General features: G+C 35.8%; 15 protein-coding genes and 1 tRNA gene. 9 read left to right on the top strand and 7 right to left on the bottom strand.

All coding sequences use genetic code 11. The features are described 5' to 3' along the window. Window position 1: 1 nt before the first annotated feature. The 3 genes from F1847_RS05135 to F1847_RS05145 all read left to right on the top strand — a co-directional run bounded on the left by F1847_RS05135 (window position 2) and on the right by F1847_RS05145 (window position 2587). Window positions 2-1012, top strand: coding sequence for a hypothetical protein (locus F1847_RS05135; RefSeq protein WP_150072019.1), 1011 nt, complete (start codon window positions 2-4; stop codon window positions 1010-1012). Between the two features lie 255 nt (window positions 1013-1267). Further along, entirely contained in the window at window positions 1268-1750 is a 483-nt protein-coding gene (locus tag F1847_RS05140) for a rhomboid family intramembrane serine protease (protein WP_240702883.1), read from the top strand. 15 nt (window positions 1751-1765) lie between these two features. Beyond that, window positions 1766-2587 (top strand): ATP-dependent Clp protease proteolytic subunit, encoded by an 822-nt coding sequence (locus F1847_RS05145; protein ID WP_150072020.1) that lies wholly within the window; start codon window positions 1766-1768, stop codon window positions 2585-2587. On the opposite strand, the gene F1847_RS05150 is transcribed toward F1847_RS05145, so the two are convergent. The 3 genes from F1847_RS05150 to F1847_RS05160 form a co-directional block, all read right to left on the bottom strand. Beyond that, window positions 2584-3129 carry a macro domain-containing protein gene (locus F1847_RS05150; protein ID WP_150072021.1) on the bottom strand — a complete coding sequence of 182 codons (546 nt, stop codon included), beginning with the start codon at window positions 3127-3129 and terminating at the stop codon, window positions 2584-2586. The genes F1847_RS05145 and F1847_RS05150 overlap by 4 nt on opposite strands. A gap of 30 nt (window positions 3130-3159) precedes the next feature. Then, window positions 3160-3233, bottom strand: a tRNA-Arg gene (locus F1847_RS05155). 43 nt (window positions 3234-3276) lie between these two features. Continuing rightward, entirely contained in the window at window positions 3277-5208 is a 1932-nt protein-coding gene (locus F1847_RS05160) for a Cache 3/Cache 2 fusion domain-containing protein (protein ID WP_168194272.1), read from the bottom strand. Window positions 5209-5433: 225 nt separating this feature from the next. Here F1847_RS05160 and F1847_RS05165 point away from each other — a divergent pair, with 225 nt between their 5' ends. The 4 genes from F1847_RS05165 to hpt all read left to right on the top strand — a co-directional run bounded on the left by F1847_RS05165 (window position 5434) and on the right by hpt (window position 10997). Next, on the top strand, window positions 5434-6816 hold the full coding sequence (locus F1847_RS05165) for an NAD(P)/FAD-dependent oxidoreductase (RefSeq protein WP_150072022.1): 1383 nt from the start codon (window positions 5434-5436) through the stop codon (window positions 6814-6816). A gap of 62 nt (window positions 6817-6878) precedes the next feature. Further along, window positions 6879-7997: a DNA polymerase III subunit beta gene (dnaN, locus tag F1847_RS05170; protein ID WP_150072023.1), complete on the top strand. Its 1119-nt coding sequence runs from the start codon at window positions 6879-6881 to the stop codon at window positions 7995-7997. A 40-nt stretch (window positions 7998-8037) separates the two neighbouring features. Continuing rightward, complete coding sequence (gene gyrB, locus F1847_RS05175; RefSeq protein WP_150072024.1) at window positions 8038-10449, top strand: DNA topoisomerase (ATP-hydrolyzing) subunit B; 2412 nt, start codon at window positions 8038-8040, stop codon at window positions 10447-10449. Window positions 10450-10463: 14 nt separating this feature from the next. Further along, window positions 10464-10997, top strand: coding sequence for a hypoxanthine phosphoribosyltransferase (gene hpt, locus F1847_RS05180; RefSeq protein WP_150072025.1), 534 nt, complete (start codon window positions 10464-10466; stop codon window positions 10995-10997). 120 nt (window positions 10998-11117) lie between these two features. On the opposite strand, the gene F1847_RS05185 is transcribed toward hpt, so the two are convergent. Genes F1847_RS05185 through polX form a run of 3 tightly spaced genes read right to left on the bottom strand, consistent with a single transcriptional unit; the run spans window position 11118 to window position 16173 of the window. Further along, complete coding sequence (locus tag F1847_RS05185; protein ID WP_150072026.1) at window positions 11118-12116, bottom strand: YeeE/YedE thiosulfate transporter family protein; 999 nt, start codon at window positions 12114-12116, stop codon at window positions 11118-11120. A gap of 15 nt (window positions 12117-12131) precedes the next feature. Beyond that, entirely contained in the window at window positions 12132-14453 is a 2322-nt protein-coding gene (locus F1847_RS05190) for a hypothetical protein (RefSeq protein ID WP_150072027.1), read from the bottom strand. Further along, window positions 14440-16173: a DNA polymerase/3'-5' exonuclease PolX gene (polX, locus tag F1847_RS05195; protein WP_150072028.1), complete on the bottom strand. Its 1734-nt coding sequence runs from the start codon at window positions 16171-16173 to the stop codon at window positions 14440-14442. The genes F1847_RS05190 and polX overlap by 14 nt, the downstream gene beginning before the upstream one ends. A gap of 236 nt (window positions 16174-16409) precedes the next feature. On the opposite strand from polX, the gene F1847_RS05200 reads away from it, so the two are divergent. Beyond that, on the top strand, window positions 16410-17525 hold the full coding sequence (locus tag F1847_RS05200) for a D-alanyl-D-alanine carboxypeptidase family protein (RefSeq protein WP_168194273.1): 1116 nt from the start codon (window positions 16410-16412) through the stop codon (window positions 17523-17525). 25 nt (window positions 17526-17550) lie between these two features. Continuing rightward, window positions 17551-18858 (top strand): UDP-glucose/GDP-mannose dehydrogenase family protein, encoded by a 1308-nt coding sequence (locus F1847_RS05205; protein WP_150072030.1) that lies wholly within the window; start codon window positions 17551-17553, stop codon window positions 18856-18858. Here F1847_RS05205 and F1847_RS05210 read toward each other — a convergent pair. Beyond that, window positions 18853-19500 carry an MBL fold metallo-hydrolase gene (locus F1847_RS05210; RefSeq protein ID WP_150072031.1) on the bottom strand — a complete coding sequence of 216 codons (648 nt, stop codon included), beginning with the start codon at window positions 19498-19500 and terminating at the stop codon, window positions 18853-18855. The genes F1847_RS05205 and F1847_RS05210 overlap by 6 nt on opposite strands. Between the last annotated feature and the right edge of the window lies 1 nt (window position 19501).

Below are 19501 nucleotides of genomic sequence, written 5' to 3' on the forward strand. Positions count from 1 at the left end.
TATGCCTTTTATAGCTTTTGATTGTGAAGGTCCTTTGACTTTAAACGACAACGCCTTTGAATACTGCAAGTTTCTTGTTCCTGAGGGGCATAAATTTTTTAAACAAGTTTCTCGTTTTGACGATTATTTAGCAGACATCCAAAAACGTCCGGGATATAAACCAGGAGATACCCTTAAACTAATACTTCCTTTTTTAAAACTCTTTGGAGCAACTAATCAAAGCCTTAGAGAGTTTTCTAAAAAAACCCTAATTTTTTTACCTAAAACACCTGAGGTTTTAAGGGATTTAAAAAAGATACTTCCTACTTTTATCATCAGTACTAGTTATAAGCCTTATTTAGAGGCTTTGGCTGAAACTATAGATTTTCCGATGGAACAAATTTTTTGTACAGAGGTAGACCTTGATAAGGTAAAACTTTCTAAAGAAGAGGCTAAGGTTTTAGAAAAATTATATCAAGAAATTCTTTCTTTTCCTCCTATAGAGTTTCCGTTAAAAGCCTCTTCTCCTTCTGACCTTCCGACAGAGCTTTTAGAGGTGCTTGAACGAATGGAAGAAATCTTTTTTGAGATAATATGGAACCTTGAGATCGGAGTATTTTTAAGGGAGGTTAACCCTATCGGAGGAGAAGAAAAAGCAAGGGCTTGTAAACTAATAGCTGAAAAATTAAACCTTCCTCTTTCTGAAGGGTTTTATACAGGAGATAGTATTACCGACATGCAAGCCCTAAGTCTAATAAAAGAAAATCAAGGAATATCGTTAGCCTTTAATCCCAACAGATATGCCTTAAAAACAGGGGAATTTTATGGTTTAAGCAAAAACGGTTTGATTTTTAAAGACTTGGTTAAACTTTTTATTGAAGGAGGAAAAGAGGAGCTTGAAAGATTTGTTTCTTTTGGAGATTATGAGTTCCAAAAAATTCCTAATGAACCTGAAGTATTTGAAAACTTATTAAAAAAATGCGAAGAGTTTAGAAAAATCGTAAGAGGGGCTTTGATAGGAGACTTAGGATGATCCCCTTACAAGACATCTTACCAAGACGTAATCCCCCGATAATCACTTGGTTTATCATTATTTTGAACTCTATAGTTTTTTTTTTATGAACTTTCTCTGTCGCCTTCTGAAAGAGAAATCTTTTTTAAAACCTGGGGGTTTATTCCTGCCACTTTTTTTGACCCCTATTTTGCCTTTCTTGTAGGATTCCCTTGGTATCATAAGTTTTTAACCCTTTTTACTCATCTTTTTATCCACGGAGGCTGGCTTCATTTTATAGGCAACATGTGGACTTTATGGATTTTTGGAGATAACGTAGAGGACAGATTAGGTCCCTTTAGGTTTTTACTTTTTTATTTGGTATGTGGAATTTTGGCTACGATGCTTCACTCTTTTATCTATACCAACTCGGTTATCCCTTTGGTAGGTGCTTCTGGGGCTATTTCTGGAGTTATGGGAGCATACTTCTTGTTGTATCCTTTAGCTCGAATTTTAGTAGTCTTTCCTGTTTTTTTTATTCCCCTCTTTTTTGAGGTCCCTGCCTTTTTGTTTTTAGGTTTATGGTTTTTGATGCAGTTTTATAACGGCCTTTTTTCGTTGGTTCTCCCAGATAGTTTTGGTGGGGTTGCTTGGTTTGCCCACATAGGTGGTTTTTTAGCAGGGGCGATTTTATACAGAGTTTTTTGCAATAAAAAATGCAGGTTTTATCGTGATGAATATACCTATTTTGGTTCTTTATTTGATATAGATAAGTCTTGATAAAGGGGGGAATTTATGGCTGGTATAGGAGACCTTTTTTGGATCATTCTTTTGGCGATAGCTATGCAACCTTTTTTAAGACAAAAGTTTTTAGAAATAGCCAGACAAAAAGCTATAGAACAGATTGAAAAAAAGAGAGGGTCCAGGGTTATCCTCTTAGTTCATCGCCAGGAAAAGATGTCTTTTTTTGGTTTTCCGTTGATGAGGTATATAGATATAAACGATTCTGAAGAAGTAATAAGGGCTATCCATCTTACCGATAAAGATGTACCTATAGACATAATACTACATACCCCTGGAGGTTTGGTTTTAGCCTCCCTTCAAATCGCCCTTGCGATTAAAAAACATCCTGCCAAGGTTACCGCTTTTATTCCACATTATGCCATGAGTGGAGGAACCCTTATTGCCCTTGCCTGTGATGAAATAGTTATGGATGAACATGCAGTCCTTGGACCGGTAGACCCTCAGTTAGGTGAATATCCAGCTGCTTCTATTTTAAGAGCGGTTAAAAGAAAACCTTTAGAACACATCGATGATAAAACCCTGATTTTAGCAGATGTTGCGGAAATGGCCTTAAAACAGATGAAAGAAAACTTAAAACTAATCCTAAACAACCGGTATTCAGAAGAAAAAATAAATACCTTAGCAGAGGTATTGTCTCAAGGCTATTTTACCCATGATTATCCTATTACCTATGAGAAAGCCTTAGAATTAGGGCTTCCGGTAAGTAAAGACATGCCTGTAGAAATATATCAGCTTATGAAACTCTTTCCTCAACCGATGCAAACCACCTCTTCGGTAGAATATATACCGTTACCAAAAAAAGGAAAATCTTAATCTTTTGAAGAAAGAAGTTCTTTTAAGGTTTCTGTAAAAACTTGATAATGTTCGTCGCTCCACAAAACAAAAACTACTTTTTTGGGGGCTTTGTGCTCTTTTAAAAATGCAAGTGTTGTTTGAAGAGATATTTGGGCAGCCTCTTTTAAAGGATAACCATAAGCCCCTGTGCTGATGGCAGGGAAAGAAAGCGAATTAAGGTTATACTCTAAAGCTAACCTTAAAGCATTTTGATAAGCACTTCTTAAAAGCTCAGGTTCTCCACTTTTTCCGTCTTTATAGATTGGACCTACCGCATGGATTACATACCTTGCCTTGAGGTTTCCACCTCTTGTTATCACCGCCTGACCGGTTGGGCATCTTTTATATTTGGCTCTCAATTCCTCAAGAATCGCAGGTCCTCCCTTTCTATGAATAGCTCCGTCAACCCCTCCTCCTGGAATAAGGGCTTCGTTGGCTGCATTGACGATGGCTTCGGTATCTTGTTCGGTAATATCTCCTTTGACCAGACTAACTTCACACCCTTCAACCAAAACTTTCATGAGATTTCCTCTATAATTTTACAAAAATTACGGGTCTGGGGGGATTCGAACCCCCGACCCCTGGCTCCGGAGGCCAGTGCTCTTTCCAGCTGAGCTACAGACCCTTTATCTTTTTAAATATTATATCAGATTTTAAGCCACAAGACACTATATCTTTACTCCCTCAACCGCTTTGTTAAGCTCTGCAATCACGTTCTTTAAAATTTCTATTTCTTCTGTTACTCTTTCGTTTAACTCTTTTACCTCCATCGCAAGCTGACTTGATTGTATGGCAGCTTGAGCTACCTCATTGCTTGCTACACTTTGCTCTTCAGTAGCCGCCGCTATCTGATTAATAGCATCTCTTACCTGCATGCTTGATTGAGCAATCTTATCAAGCACCTCCCTAATCTGCGTCAAGGCACTTAAAGCCTCTCCTACCTTTGCAACGGTTATTTCCATGTTTTGGACAGAATTTTCAGACTCTTGCTGAACCGCTGTTATTCTTTTAGCTATATCTTCGGTTGCTTTAATGGTTTTTTCTGCAAGTTTTCTTACCTCTCCTGCAACAACCGCAAAACCTTTTCCATGTTCTCCAGCTCTTGCTGCCTCAATCGTTGCGTTTAATGCAAGAAGGTTTGTCTGGTCTGCTATGTCCTTAATCAATCCTACGATATCTCCTATTTCACTTACTCTTGAACTTAAAGCATCTAAAGTCTTCTTAAGCTCATCGGTTGCTGCGGTAGTTTCATTTATAATAACCATAGATTGTTCAGCAAGTTTAGCTCCATCTTCTGATATTTTCTGAGATTCGTTAGCAAGGTTCTGAGCATAATGAGCATTTTTTGCCACATCTGCAATGGTTGCACTCATCTCCTCAACGGCTGCTGCAATCTGATTAGCCTGATTGGTCTGAAAGTCAATCTTTTTCTTAACAGTATTTACGTTTCCAATAAGATTACCGACTACCTCGTAAATCGTATTAGCTGAACTTTTAATCTGTTTTACCAAACCTTGTGTAAACTCTTCTACCTGTATAACCGCCTTAGCAATAAGGCCTATTTCGTCGTTTCTATTTCTATAACCTTTACCAAAACCAATCCTGCTAAAATCTCCTTTAGCAACCTCACCAAGCTTTGCCGCCATGTCAGGAATAGCAACCAAACTTCTTTGGGTAACTATATAAACCAGTATTCCTATGAGAATAGCAGCTATAACGTTTAAAACAAACATTATGTTTCTAAAAGTGTAAACCGTTTTATAAAGCTGAGAATTAGGAACGTTTAAACTAATCAACCATTTAAAACCAGGATATACCTCAAAGATTGAAGTTGTCTTTTCACCGTTTACTTTAATTTCTAAAACCTTATCAGACTTAGCCTTTAAAAATTTTTCTAAGCTTTCTTTACCTAAATCTTTTCCTGCAATAAGCTTAGGCTCTCCTTTAGAAACATCATAAACAGAAACAAATCCTTTTTCTCCTATTTTTAGATTTCCCAGATAGTTTTTAAAATTATTTATTACTTGAGTAATATCAAAACCAATAAAAAGCACCCCTACCACGTTTCCACTTCCATCTTTAACAGGCACGTATTTAGTCATGTATTCTTTCCCAAAAAGGGTTGCTTTACCTACATAGGTTTCTCCTCTTAAAAGACCCTGATAAGCAGGATGGTTTCTATCTAAGGTGGTGCCAACAGCACGGGTTCCGTCTTCTTTTTTAAGAGAAGTGGCTATTCTTAAAAAATCATCCCCTTCCCTTTTAAAAATAGTAGCTACACTTCCTCCAGTAATTGCCGTAAATCTATCGCAGACCTCATTATCAGGTCTAATGGCTGAAGCATCTCTCGGGTTCATAGATAAAAAAATATTCATAAACCTATCTGCTGAATATTTAGCAAATTCATCAAAAGTCTGCAACTCATGCATTATGGTCTTTACTTCAATCTTAAGGGTAGCAAATTCAGTTTTTTTAATAGAAGAACTTGTTTGAAAATAAACCAACGCCGCAACCACTGAATAAACCAGCATAATCGCAACAAAAACTAAAATAAAGATTTTTTTACTTAATGAGGCCTCTCCTAACATTTTTTTAACCACTCCATATCAACCTCCTTCGAAAAATTAAATTATAAAAATTTTTTAAACCTATTATAGAATATTATAAAGAATATTATAAATCAAAATTTTAAAAATCAACCCTTGGTCCTATATCAACTAAAGGTAGAAATTTAGAATGTCCTTTGGATAATCTTTTCTTTACCTTGGGGTTACCGCGGTATTTTAAGTTTGCTTTATCTTTTAGGCTGTGGTATAGTTTAAAATATGAGGTCATTAAAATATGATGTAGTTATAGTTGGTGCTGGACCAGCGGGGATTTTTACAGCCTTAGAACTTTTAAAAAATAAAAATCTTAAAGTTCTTATCATAGAAAAAGGGAAAGATATCAGAAAAAGGGAGTGTCCTAATCTTAAAATAAGCAAATGTGCAAAATGTATCCCTTGTAACATCATAAGCGGATGGGGAGGGGCTGGAGCTTTTAGTGACGGAAAGCTTAATCTTTCTAAAGAAATAGGAGGTTTTTTAAGCGAATATATAGACCCTAAAACACTTTCTGATTTTATAGAATATGTAGACCAAATTTACCTAAGCTTTGGTGCCCCTGAGGTTCTTTATGCCCCTGATGAAGCAACTTTAAAAAAAATTACTGCTGAAGCTGCTAAAAACGGTCTTCTTTTTATTCCTTCTAAAATCAGACATATAGGCACCGAGAAATGTAAAGAAGTATTAACCAACCTTCAAAATTATTTAGAAAAGAAAGTTGACCTTCTTTTTGAAACAGAGGTTGAAGAAATCTTGGTTAGTAAAAACAAGGTAAAAGGGGTTAAGTTAAAAGACGGAAGACAAATTTTAGCCTCTTTTGTGGTAATAGCACCTGGTAGGTCTGGCAATGAATGGGTTCAGAAAGAATGTAAAAGGCTTAAACTTTCTACAAGCATCAACCCTGTGGATATAGGAGTTAGGGTTGAGGTCCCAGCTGCGGTGATGGAAGATCTTACCTCCAAGATATATGAACCTAAATTTATCTATTTTTCCCAAACCTTTGACGATAAAGTTAGGACTTTTTGTGTTAATCCTTATGGTGAGGTAGTTACGGAAAACATAGACGGTATATGGACGGTAAACGGACATAGTTATGCTACTCAAAAAACTGAAAACACCAACTTTGCCATCCTTTGTAGCACCTATTTTACCGAACCCTTTAAAGAACCGGTTTTATATGGAAAAAACATTGCTAAATTAGCCAATTTCTTGGGAAACGGAGTTTTAGTACAACGGTTAGGAGATATTAAAAGAGGTAGAAGGTCAAACGAAAAAAGAATCGCTAGGAACTTAGTCCAACCAACCTTAAAAACTGCCACCCCAGGGGACCTAAGTTTTGTCCTTCCTTATAGGTATTTAGTAAATATTTTAGAGATGTTAGATGCCCTTGACAGGGTAATTCCAGGGGTAGGATCTCCTTATACTTTACTTTATGGGGTAGAAGTGAAATTTTACAGTCTAAGGATAAAACTAACCTCTAACTTAGAAACAGAGGTTAAAAATCTTTTTGCTGCCGGCGACGGCGCAGGTATTACCAGAGGGTTAATCCAGGCTTCAGTTTCAGGGGTAATTGTAGCCCGGGAAATCTTAAGACGTTTTTCTTAAAAAAACTGCAAACAATTAAAATTATGTTATAATAAAACCAAATCTGGTTTAGGAGGCAGTTTATGCAGATTAAAGCTGAAACCTCTAAGTTAGAAAAGATGCTTAAAAACATAGAAAAAGTTTCAGACAAAAAGGCTTCTATGGCTGTGCTTTCTATGGTCTTAGTTGAACCTATACCAGAAGAAAATACCCTTTATCTTACGGCTACTGACCTTGAAATAGGATATAAAGGTAAAACTTTTGCTGAAATAGAAGGATTCTCCTCTCCTTTTTGTGTTTCTGCAAAAAAATTTTACGAAATCGTCAAAAACTTTCCCGAAGATACTATTTATCTTATCAAAGAAGAAAATAAACTAATTCTAAAAGACGAAGAAGAAAAAATTGTATATAACCTTAGCATAATGGATGGAGAAGATTTTCCGAGCTTACCTGAGTTTGTCGAAGAAAATACCTTAGAGATCCCTGGAAAAACCTTAGTAGAGCTTATAGCTACCACTGCTTTTTGCGCCTCTAAGGAAGATACTCGTTTTGTTTTAGGGGGAATTTATTTAGAGCCATTAAAAGAGGAAGGTAAACTAAGAGCCGTAGCTTCAGACGGTCATAGGTTAGCCCTTTTAGACAGAGAAGTTACAGGGATTGAAAACTTTCCTGCCGAAGGTTTTATCATTGCAAGAAAGGCAGCCAAACAAATAGAGGAGATAGCAGAAGATGAGCTGGTAGTAAGGATTGGTTTTACTAACAACTACGTAGTTGTCTGGACCTCTAACGCTCTATTTTTCACCAGAACGATAGAAGGTCCCTATCCAGACTATCGTATGGTCATACCTTCTGAATATAACAATTTCTTAAAAATAGACAGAAAGCTCTTTATAGATGCTTTAAAAAGGGTTTCTTTGGTGGCAAACGAGCGGTTTAAACCTATAATCTTAGAATTACTAAACAAGGAAGTTATCCTTACCTCTCAAGAAACAGAATTGGGTAAAGCTCAGGTGAGGATTAGTGCAGAATATGAAGGAGAGCCTATGGTAGTAAGTTACAATGCTGACTATCTACTTGATGCTTTGCAAATCATGAATTCCGAAGAAATAGAGATGAAAATAGGTGCAGGTAAAACCCCTGCCATCCTCACAGGATACAGAGATGAAGGGTTTCTTTACTTATTAATGCCTATGGTTTTATAATTTCAAAACCTAAAATCTATCTAAAGGTGTTGTGTAGGCTATGAATACAGAAAAAAAAGAACAGTATGCAGCAGAAAGTATTAAGGTTTTATCTGGTTTAGAAGGGGTTAGGACTAGACCAGCTATGTATATAGGGTCTACTGATGTTTCAGGTTTTCATCATCTACTCTGGGAAGTTTTAGACAACGCTATAGATGAGGCTTTAGCTGGATATGCTACCGAAATCTGGATTAGGCTTCACCAAGATGGTTCTGCCAGCGTAGAGGATAACGGAAGAGGTATTCCAGTAGATATTCATCCAGAAGAAAAGGTGCCTGCTTTAGAGTTAGTCATGACCAGACTACACGCAGGAGCAAAATTTGACCACGGGGTTTATAAGGTATCAGGTGGTCTTCACGGCGTGGGAGTTTCAGTGGTAAACGCCCTTTCAGAATGGTTGATAGCTGAAGTTTATAGAGAAGGGAAAATTTACAAACAAACTTATAAAAGAGGGGTTCCAGACGGACCTGTAAAAGTAGTAGGAGAGACTAAAAAAAGAGGAACTTTAGTTAGGTTTAAACCTGATAGGGAAATTTTTGGAGACTTAGATTTTGATTTAGACATCATAAAAAAACGGGTAAAAGAGTTAGCCTACTTAAACCCAGACATAAAACTTTATCTTATAGACGAAAGGATAGGTTATAACGAAAAATTTCATTATAAAGGAGGTATAGTTGAGTTAGTTAAAACCTTAAACGCCAAAAAAAACCCGGTCCATTCTAAAGTAATCTACCTTTCCGGAGAAAGAGAAAATATCAAAGTAGAAATAGCTTTACAATATAATTCAGGATATACAGAAACCATTTACAGTTATGTTAATAATATCTTTACCAAGGAAGGTGGCACCCATGTAATAGGGTTTAGATCTGCCCTTACTAAAGCCATAAATCGTTACATCTCAGACGACAAAGTACCTAAGCAGTTTAAGGTAAAAATCGAAGGAGAAGATGTAAAAGAAGGACTTTGTGCAGTAATTTCTCTTAAAGTGCCTGAACCGCAGTTTGAGGGTCAGACCAAAATGAAGCTTGGAAACAGCGAAGTAAAACCTATCGTAGAATCTATCGTTTATGAAGGACTTTTAAAGTTTTTTGAAGAAAATCCAGGAGAAGCCAAAAAAATCATCCAAAAATTAGTTATTGCTGCTAAAGCAAGAGAGGCTTCAAGGAAAGCCAAAGAACTGGTAAGAAAAAAAAGTGAAATAGAAGAATTTATAGTGGCAGGAAAATTAGCTGATTGTTCCGAAAAGGACCCAGAAAAAAGAGAACTTTTTATCGTAGAGGGCGACTCTGCAGGAGGTTCTGCCAAACAAGCCAGAGACAGAAAATTTCAAGCTATCCTTCCTCTAAAGGGAAAAATACTTAACGTAGAAAAGGCTAATATAGAAAAAATGCTTTCTTCGGAAGAAATAAAAAGTTTAATAGCTGCATTAGGGACAGGGATAGGCTCTGATAATTTTAATCCTGAGAAGTGTAAATACCATAGAATAATCATCATGACCGACGCAGATGTAGACGGAGCCCACATAAGAACCCTCTTGCTAACCTTCTTTTACAGACAGATGTACGATTTGATAGAAAAAGGTTGGATATTTATCGCCCAACCCCCTCTTTATAGAGTAGTTGACAATAAAAAAGAAGTTTATCTTAAAAACGATGAAGAATTAGACAAATACATCATAAATAGATTGGCAGAAAACATAAAAATTTCTTTTACCAAAGACCAACAAATTCTTTCCCTTAAGGACTTTAAAAACTTTTTCCTAAACTGCGCCAAACTTGATAGACTACTTCTTAACCTACTCAAAAAAAATTATCCTCCTAAGGTCGTACTTATTGTGCTTCAAGCAGGTTTTGATAATCTCTCTTATTTTGAAGACCTAAATAAAATCGAAAAAATAGCTTCTGAATGTCAAAAGGCAGGTTTTAAAGTTTCTAAGGTAAAATCAAGTGAGCACAACCCTAAGTATTACGAATTTTTTGTGTTCTCTGAAAAAGAAGCCACCATTTCCTGTCAAGTAGGACCAGAGCTTATCTTAGAAAAAGACTACCGAGAGGCCTTAAAGGTGTTTTCCCATCTCAAACCTTACTTAGGTTATACGATTAACATAGAATACAAAGGAGAAAAAAAATCTTGGGATGATTGGTTTTTCTATATCTCTGAAATACTTACCTATCTTAGAGAAGAAGGAAGAAAAGGGCTCTTTATTCAAAGATATAAAGGATTAGGAGAGATGAACTCAAAACAGCTGTGGGAAACTACGATGAACCCAGAAAAAAGAGTTTTAAAACAGGTAACCATAAAAGATGCCGAACAAGCAGATGAACTATTTTCTATCCTTATGGGAGAAAACGTCGAACCAAGAAGAGAATTTATCTATAAACATGCGTTAGAATATAGAGAATTAGACATTTAATAAGGGGATTTAATATGGAAAAACCTAAACTAAGGTTGGTCATACCTAAGGATGAAATATCCCTTAAAATTAAAGAATTATCCGAAAAAATTGATAAAGATTTTGATGAAGAACCTATTGTTTTTATAGCTACGTTAAAAGGGGCTTTTATGTTTGCTTCAGACCTTTTAAAACATATTAAAAATCCTAACGTAGAAGTAGATTTTGTAAGGGTAAAAAGTTATGGCCTTTCAGATAAATCCTCTGGGAAGGTAGAGTTAATAAAAGACATAGAAATACCGGTAGAAGGAAAAAATGTAATCATTGTAGAAGACATCGTAGATACAGGACTTACCTTAAAATTTTTGTATGAAAGACTTAAAGCCTTAAAGCCTAAAACCCTTAAAGTTTGTGCTTTAATAGATAAAAAAGAAAGAAGAGAAGTAGATATCCCAGTAGATTATATAGGGTTTGAGGTGGAAAAGGGGTTTTTAGTAGGGTATGGGTTGGACTTTGCTGAGAAATATAGACATCTTTCTGAAGTTTACGAGATGGTAAAAGATGAGTAAAAGAAAGTTTATCTTGAATTATCTTAAAAACAGCCCCTGGTATTTATGGGTTATAAGAATTTCAGGAGCTATTTTTATTGCTTATACGTTGATAAAATTGTTAAGGCTTAAGTAAGCAACCTAAAAATAATAACGCTTAATCAACTTTTTGGTTTTGCTATTCCACCATACAAAGATAATCCATCCTCCTAACACTAAAAGTGGGATTAATAAAGCCCCTGAATAACAAATATAAGTTGGTAGATAGACCGTTTTACCATTAAAAATTCCCTCTAAAGTAGCAAAAGACAAAAAGGAAGTTAAAAACTTATAGGACCCTATCAAAACTCCTAAAGCAACCAAAGACTTCAGGTCTCCTTCTCCTGACTTAGCAAAAAGGCTTGCTCCACAAGAACCTGCTAAAATAATTCCAACCCCAAAAAGAATACCTCCTAAAAGGCCTAATAGCCCAAAATTAGGTAAAACATAGGTATAAGGGTTTAATACCTGATAAGATTTAAGGCCCCATATACCCAAAGTAGCTAACCCTAAGGTTAAGATAACAGCCTGGTTGTTTATGGTTTTTTCAGAGAAAAAGGGTTCTTTTAAAGTATTCCCCATACACCAGTGGCTTTTTTGTAAAACCATCCCAATGGCTGCCCAAAGGATAAGCACCCAAGATTTAAAAGCGACCCAAACTAAAGCCCCAAGACTTAACAAAGCCAAAATAGGATTTAACTTGGGAAACCTTATCTGTACAGCCTTACTCTGTCTTTGTCTTTCTAACTCCCACAACTGATATTTTACCCCGATCAATCCTCCTATCCATAAACCAACCAGCACAACCAAAGCCCCGCCTGAAAGGTTAACAAAAGGCATCACAAAAGAAGTAACGTTGTCCCCTAAAGATAAAAAAGCCCCTATTCCCATCAAAAGCCCAGCGATAATGCTTTTTATCCATTCCTGACTATCAGGTATTCTTATCCCACACTCTCTAAAAAGATTAGCTGAAAAAAAAGCCCCTAACCAAAGGACAAAGAGATTAAGAAAAGGTTGGTTGGTAATCCCCCAAGGCTCTCCCAAATATTCTCCTAAAACCAATAAAATCGCCAACAACAACCCTCCTAACCTTACATCCATAAAAAGCCTCCTCTCTTAAAGTCTGGAAATAAAGCTTTGGTAAAAATTAAATATTTTTTTAAATTCATTAGGTTGGGTCTCCAACCATTCTTCAGGAAAACCATAAAAAGCTATCTGATGTTTTCTAACCTCTATCAAAAAATCAGACAAAAACACCGCTAAAGGATTAGTCTCTAAAATAATAAAAGTTGTTGATTTTGCAACCATCTTTTCTATCCACCGATAAAGCTTTTTTATGTCCTCTAAGTGAAGTCCTTCAAAAGGAAATTCTAAAAACACATACTCTGCGTTTCTTTTTTCAGCCAGCTTTTTTACCAAAGAAAGTCTGGTTTTTTCTCCTCCAGAAAGGGTTTGTATCTCTTGAGAAAGTTTTAGATATCCAAGCCCTATTTCTGTTGCTTGGATCAACCTTTCCTTTACCTTAGGAAGGTTTGAAAATACCTGAAGTGCCTCATCTATGGTAAAATCTAAGATTTCAAAAACCTTAAAACCTTTATAATCTAAGTTTAATACCTCTAAGTTTAACCTTTTTCCTAAACATTCTTCGCATAAAACCTCGATCAGAGTTTCCTCCTCTTTATAAACCCTTTTACCTTTACCTTGACAACCTGCACAAACTCCTTCTCTGGTGGTAAAACTAAAGTGTTTTTTAGTAAGACCTTTTACCTTAGAATAGGGAAGTTGCACCCAAACCTCTCTTAAATGGTCCCAAAGGTCTAAATAATGAATAACCCAATCGTGTTTTCTTTTAAACAAAGATAAATCGCTAAAAACTACTTGTTTGTTCTGCTTTAATAAAACTTCAAAGAGTTCTTTAAAAACTTCGGTTTTTCCGCTTCCAGGTTTTCCATAAATCAAGTTTAATCGATTAAGAAGCACCTTAACCTTTCCTAAACTTAAAGGAAAATCAACCGTTTTTACCTCTTTAGATTTTTCGTTTTTAACAAGTTTTTTCACTCCAGAAAAATAGGCTGAGGTTAAACCCTGTTTGTTTTCAAAATACTGGGCATGATAATCTGCAGCTAATAAATATCCTCCTTTATCCCCTCCTCCAAACCCTAATTCCACGATAAAATCAGCTTCGGCAATAAATAAAGGGTCATGTTCTACCACTAACAAAGAGTTTCCTTGTTTAACCAATCTTTTTAAAAACTCTAATACTTTGATCCTCTGTTCTAACTCAAGCCCTAAGGTTGGTTCATCAAGAATAAAAAGACAATGTCTAAGGTCTGCGGTTAAGACCTGTAAAACTTCTATCAATTTCTTTTCTCCTACCGAAAGTTTAAAAACAGGGTCAGAAAGCCTAAGATAACCTATGCCTAAAAATTCGGCCTGGTCTAACTTATAGGCTACAGAGTTTATTAGGTTTTTTAACCCTTTGGTATCAGAGAACTCTGAGATAAAATTTTTAAACCCTTTAAGGTCTAACTTTAATATTTCCTCTATCCTAAAATGCCTTAGTTTGCTTTTTAAAATCTCCTCTTTTAGCTTTAACCCTCCACAAGTTTCACAAAAAGTTTTTTCTTTATAACCCCTTCCCTTACAAATCTTGCAGTAAGACCAACCTATAGCCAAAAAACCACCGCAATTAAAACATACCGGTCTTAAACTAAACTGAGCCTCAACTCCATCTATAGTTCTTAAAAGAAACCTTCCGTTGCTAAGAAAAAAACCGGTTCTTATGTTTTCTACCAGTCTTTCCCTCCCCTTTCCTTCCTTAACCATCCTGTCTGAGATTAAAAATATTTCTTGAAAACTTCTGGGAAAGGTTTCTTCGGAAAGGTCTTTCTCTTCTCCGTCTATAAGATACTTTACAAAACCTTGAGAAACAAGATATTCTATGGCTTTAGGAGTAGGCTCTAAAATAGGGATTAAAAAATAAAACTTGGTTCCTTCCTTCAAATTTTCATACCAAGAAAGCACCTGTGAAACAGAATGAACCCGATTAAGAAACCCACAAGAGGGACAAAAAACCTCCCCTTCATGCAAAAACAAAATTTCTAAAAGTTTAAGCAAACCTAAAAATTCTCCGACGGTTTTGTAAGGGAACCAGTTTTTTATACCCTGAGCTAAAGCAAAAACTGGAGGAAGAGAAGAAGAAAAAGTAGCTTGATAAGAAGTGGTTACATAAAATTCTTTATCATAATTCAAAACTTTTAAAAGCCTGTTTTTACCTTCCTCGGCTATCGTATCTATAGCCAAGGAGCTTTTTCCAGAACCAGAAGGCCCGGTAATAACTACCAAGGAGTTTAACGGTATCTTAAGGTCAAACCCCTTTAAGTTATGGGTTGAAACTTGTTGTATTTCTAAATATTCCTGTATTTTACCCCTTTGCACTTATGCTCTTAACCTCTTTTAACCAAGATATAAACTCTGAATAAGAAAAAGTGTTTAAAACGTGATGTTTTTCGCACCAACCTCTTCTTGCTGTAGCTATTCCTAAAAAAAGGTAGTCCATCTGGTCTATAAAATGGGCATCTGTGCCTATGATAACAGGAACACCTTTTTCTATCGCTGCCCTTATGTTTAAGTCATTAAGGTCTAATCTTTTATAGTAGGCATTTATTTCCAGAGCTTTTTTATATTGGGCAGCCACCTCTATAACCTTAGGAAGGTTTATGGCATAAGATTCTCTTTCTCCTATTATCCTTCCTGTGGGATGGGCGATAGCATGAACTAAAGGATGTTTAAGGGCAGAGATAACCCTGTTGGTAATCTGTTCTTCAGGTTGTTGAAATCCTGTATGTATAGCAGCGATTACAAAGTCTATTTCTTTTAAAACCTCATCAGGGTAATCAAGAGACCCGTCTGAAAGAATATCTACCTCTGCCCCAAAAATAAGCTTAACCTTTTTAGACCTTTTGTTTAATTCTTCTATTAACTTTTTTTTCTTAAAAAGGTCTTCTATCGGCACACCTCCTGCTACTTTTAAGCCTTGAGAATGGTCACAAACCGCTACCCATTCAAGCCCCATACTTTCTGCTTTTTTAAGGATTTCTTCTAAACTTGCTGTTCCATCGCTGTATTTAGAATGGACATGTCCGTCTCCTTTAATTTCATGATATTCTACCAATTTAGGTAACCTTCTTTCAAGAGCAGCTTCTATTTCACCACGGTCTTCTCTAATTTCAGGAGGTATAAAAGGTAAACCCAAAACCTGATAAATTTCTTCCTCGGTCTTTCCGGCAATTTTTTCTTCTCCTTTGTAAACCCCGTATTCATTTATCTTTAACCCTTTTTCTAAGGCCAGTTCTCTTATTCTTATGTTATGAGCCTTTGAACCGGTAAAATAAGCCAAAGCTGCCCCCCAAGAATCAGAGGCCACAACCCTTATATCCATCTGGATGCCTGTTTTTAAACGAACGCTGGTTTTTGTCTCACCAAAGGCTATCACCTCTTCTACCCAAGGAAGTTCAACAACCTTTTTCATTACCTGGTCAGGTTTTTGGGAAGTAATAAGAATGTCTATATCTTTAACCGTTTCTCTTCTTCTTCTAATGCTTCCTGCTATAGCGATTTCTTCTACAGGGCTTATAGCTTGCAAGGTTTTTACTATTTCTTCTGCTAAAGGTAAAACCTCTCCCAAAGGACGTCTCCCTACCTTTTCTTTAAATAGTTTTATACCCTTTAAGATGTTTTCTTCGGTTTTTATTCCAAAACCAGGAAGTTTGGCTAAACGATGTTCCTTACAAGCCTTTTCTAACTCATCTAAGGTTAAAATGTTTAATTTTTCATAAAGGACTTTTACTTTTTTAGGCCCAAGTCCAGGTATTTCTAAAAAAGTAAGGAGCGCCGGCGGTATTTCTGCTTTCAGCTCTTCATAAAGCTTTAAAGTTCCTGTTTGTAAAATCTCTTTGATCTTGCTGGCTAAATCTGCTCCTATTCCAGGAAGTTTTTCTAACTTATTTTCTTTAGCTAATACCTCTAAATCTTGAGAGAGAGCCTCTATCACTTGCGCTGCCCTTTGATAAGCCCTAACCCTATATGGATTATCCCCTTTGATTTCTAAAAGGGCTGCAACTTTATAAAAAATGTCCGCTACTTCTTTGTTTTTCATCGTTAAAAACCCCAAATATTTATAATAATTCAGTAAATTATTTCAATAAGCCTTTTTTCTTTTTAAATTTTAACCATTCTTTGTTTTTTTTAAAGTTTTGGTCTTTTTTTGATATTTGACTTTTTCAGGTTTTTATGGTAATTTTTTAAAAACTGTTTAACTTTTACCTTGTCTTTTTAAAACTTTTTGTTTTTTTTTAAATTTTAACTTTAAATTTCTAAAAAAGGAGGAAAATGATGAAACAAACCATAAAAAAATTTTTAGGACTGCTCTTTTTCTTTTGTATTATCCTCTGGGGACAAAGAGGAATAGCTGAAGATTTAAACAATTTAACTGAAATAAGTGCGGTAACTGCTGTTACTTTAGACGCTACTACAGGTAAAGTTCTTTTTGCTAAAAATCCTAATCTAAAAATTCCTCCAGCTAGCACGGTAAAATTAATAACAGCAATGGTGGTTTTAGACAAACTTCCTTTAAACAAGAAGGTAGTTATTTCTAAAACGGCAGCTGAAACCCCAAGCGTAGCTCCCCTTTTAAAAGAAGGGGAAGTTTATACTGTAAACAACCTTTTATATCTACTTTTAATGAAATCTTCTAACCAAGCTGCGGTAGCATTGGCAGAAGAGGTAGCTGGTTCTGAAGAAAAATTTGCGTTATACATGAACCAAAAGGCTAAAGAATTGGGGTTAAACAATTCTTATTTTATTTCTGCTTCTGGTTTACCTTCCCCTGGTCAATACACCACTGCCTATGACTTAGCCTTAATCCTTTATCAAGCCCTTAAATATCCTTTGATAAAAGAGATTATCGGTACTCATACAAAAATCATCTCTTCTGAAGGTGGAAGGGTGCTTGTGGTTAAAAATACTAATCATCTTTTAGAGGACCCTGAACTAAAAGATTATATCTTAGGTGGAAAAACTGGTTTTACCAGGGCTTCTAAACACTGTTTAGTAACCGCCTCTAAGGTTCATAATCGTTTAATCATTACCTCAGTCCTTGGAGCCCCTTCCAGAGAAAGCTTGTGGCGCGATTCTAAAGAACTTATCAAGTTCAGTCAGCTTGTTTTAGAAAATAAGGCAGAACCTTTATATCTTAATACGGTAGTCACTTCTCAAGTCCCTATTAGCCATGTTTCTAAAACCAAACTGTTTAAAGCTAACTCTGTGGTTAAAGCTTCCTCTAAAAAATCTAAAACTTTAGTCCAAAAATCTTCTAAAAAAAGCAAGGCTATAGCTTCAACTTCTAAAACTTCTAAAAAAGCTAAAACTTTGACTGCAAACAAAACAAAAAACAATAAAAACAAAGCTTTAGCGACAAAAACCTCTAAAAACCACAAAAAACGTTCATAAATCTACCTTTTTAAAGGATAAAAAGATGCATATTACCATCATAGGGACAGGATATGTAGGTTTAGTTTCTGGGGCATGTTTAGCAGATTTTGGAATGAAAGTTTTTTGTGTAGATAAAGACCGAGAAAAAATAGATAAACTCTTAAACGGGATCATACCTTTTTATGAACCAGGTTTAGAAGAATTAGTAAAGAAGAATGTAAAAGCAAACAGGCTATTCTTTACTACCGATTTAGAAGAAGCTGTCAAAAATTCCTTGGTGGTGTTTATTTGTGTAGGAACTCCTCCTAATCCTGATGGTTCTTCAGACTTGTCTCAGATAAAAGAGGTAGCTTTGTCATTAGCAGAGATAATAGATGAATACAAGGTTATCGTTACTAAAAGCACGGTTCCTGTAGGAACTAATCGTTGGATTAAAAACTTGATAGATGCGAACAAAAAAACCTCAGTAGCTGTAGACATCATCTCTAATCCCGAATTTTTAAGAGAAGGCTCAGCGGTAGAAGATTTTATTCATCCAGATAGGGTAATTATCGGAGGAGAAAGTGCTTACGCCATTGCCATCATTAAAGACATTTATAGACCTTTATACTTAGCAGAAACTCCCTTTATAATTACCAACCTTGAAACCGCTGAACTTATCAAATATGCAACCAATGCTTTTTTAGCTACTAAGATCTCTTTTATCAATGAAATCGCTAATTTCTGCGAAAAAGTAGGGGCTGATGTTACCATCGTAGCTAAAGGAATAGGAATAGACCCAAGGATAGGTTCAAAGTTTTTAAACCCTGGGCCTGGATTTGGAGGGTCTTGTTTACCTAAGGATGTAAAATCTCTTATCCATCAAGGAAAAAAGGTGAGCTCACCGTTCAAAATTCTTGAAGCGGTAATCGAGGTAAACGAAAAACAAAAGTTAAAGGTAATAGAAAAATTAGAAAAATTTTTAGGTGACCTGAAAGATAAAACCATCGGGGTGTTAGGTCTTTCCTTTAAACCTAACACGAGTGATGTAAGGGAAAGTCCTTCTTTATCTATTATCCCCATTCTTTTAGAAAAAGGGGCAAAAGTAAAGGCTTACGACCCTGTGGCCATGGAAGAGTTTAAAAAATTATCCCAAGGATTAAACATAGAGTATGCCTCAAATCCTATCAGTTGTGCTGCCGAAACCGATGGATTAATCATCCTTACTGAATGGAACGAATTTAGATTTTTGGACCTATCTCAGATCAAAAAGGTAATGAAAAATCCAGTGCTTATAGACATGAGAAACATCTACGAACCTTCGGTAGTAAAAGCCTTAGGGTTTAGCTACGAAGGAATAGGTAGATTATAAAATTTCCTCTAAAAAAGGATTGTTTACCTTTTCTTCTCCTATGGTTGAAACAGGTTTAGACCCATAATCATGTCCTGGGAAAATTACCGTTTCCTCAGGTAAAGTTAAAATTTTTTCTTTGATAGAGTTCATCATCTGAAAAAAGTTTCCTCCTGGTAAGTCTGCCCTTCCAACCCCCTCTACAAATAAAGTATCTCCTGTGAATAAAACGTGGTTTTCTGGATGATATAAACACACCGACCCAGGAGAATGCCCAGGGGTATGGATTACCTTAAGCCTCTCCTTACCAAAAAGAACCTCATCTCCTTCTTTTAAGGTTGTGTCTGCCTTTGGGTTTTCTGGAAAGCCCCAAGACTTAAAAAAGGAAAAATTGGTCTTATCTTGAAAAAACCGGTCATCCTCTTCATGTAATACAAAAGGAACGTTTAAGGCCTCTTTTAAAAAATAAACACCTACCACATGGTCAGGATGTCCATGGGTACCTAAAAGGGCCTTTACCTTAATTCCTAAATTTTCTACCAAGTTTAAAATCTTTGGGTCTTCTGCTCCAGGATCTATGATAATACCTTCTTTAGTTTGCTCACAATAAACGATATAACAACAAACTTCAAAACCACCTACGATCAATCTTTCTACCTTCATC

The organism is Thermodesulfobacterium sp. TA1, from assembly GCF_008630935.1.
Lineage (GTDB): Bacteria > Desulfobacterota > Thermodesulfobacteria > Thermodesulfobacteriales > Thermodesulfobacteriaceae > Thermodesulfobacterium.

Bases quoted from the DNA above. Each gene is read 5' to 3' on its own strand.
- gyrB (WP_150072024.1), top strand. From the start codon at position 8,038: ATGAATACAGAAAAAAAAGAACAGTATGCAGCAGAAAGTATTAAGGTT.
- F1847_RS05165 (WP_150072022.1), top strand. From the start codon at position 5,434: ATGAGGTCATTAAAATATGATGTAGTTATAGTTGGTGCTGGACCAGCG.
- polX (WP_150072028.1), bottom strand. From the start codon at position 16,173: ATGAAAAACAAAGAAGTAGCGGACATTTTTTATAAAGTTGCAGCCCTT.
- F1847_RS05145 (WP_150072020.1), top strand. From the start codon at position 1,766: ATGGCTGGTATAGGAGACCTTTTTTGGATCATTCTTTTGGCGATAGCT.
- F1847_RS05150 (WP_150072021.1), bottom strand. From the start codon at position 3,129: ATGAAAGTTTTGGTTGAAGGGTGTGAAGTTAGTCTGGTCAAAGGAGAT.
- dnaN (WP_150072023.1), top strand. From the start codon at position 6,879: ATGCAGATTAAAGCTGAAACCTCTAAGTTAGAAAAGATGCTTAAAAAC.
- F1847_RS05210 (WP_150072031.1), bottom strand. From the start codon at position 19,500: ATGAAGGTAGAAAGATTGATCGTAGGTGGTTTTGAAGTTTGTTGTTAT.
- F1847_RS05200 (WP_168194273.1), top strand. From the start codon at position 16,410: ATGAAACAAACCATAAAAAAATTTTTAGGACTGCTCTTTTTCTTTTGT.
- F1847_RS05135 (WP_150072019.1), top strand. From the start codon at position 2: ATGCCTTTTATAGCTTTTGATTGTGAAGGTCCTTTGACTTTAAACGAC.
- F1847_RS05185 (WP_150072026.1), bottom strand. From the start codon at position 12,116: ATGGATGTAAGGTTAGGAGGGTTGTTGTTGGCGATTTTATTGGTTTTA.
- F1847_RS05205 (WP_150072030.1), top strand. From the start codon at position 17,551: ATGCATATTACCATCATAGGGACAGGATATGTAGGTTTAGTTTCTGGG.
- hpt (WP_150072025.1), top strand. From the start codon at position 10,464: ATGGAAAAACCTAAACTAAGGTTGGTCATACCTAAGGATGAAATATCC.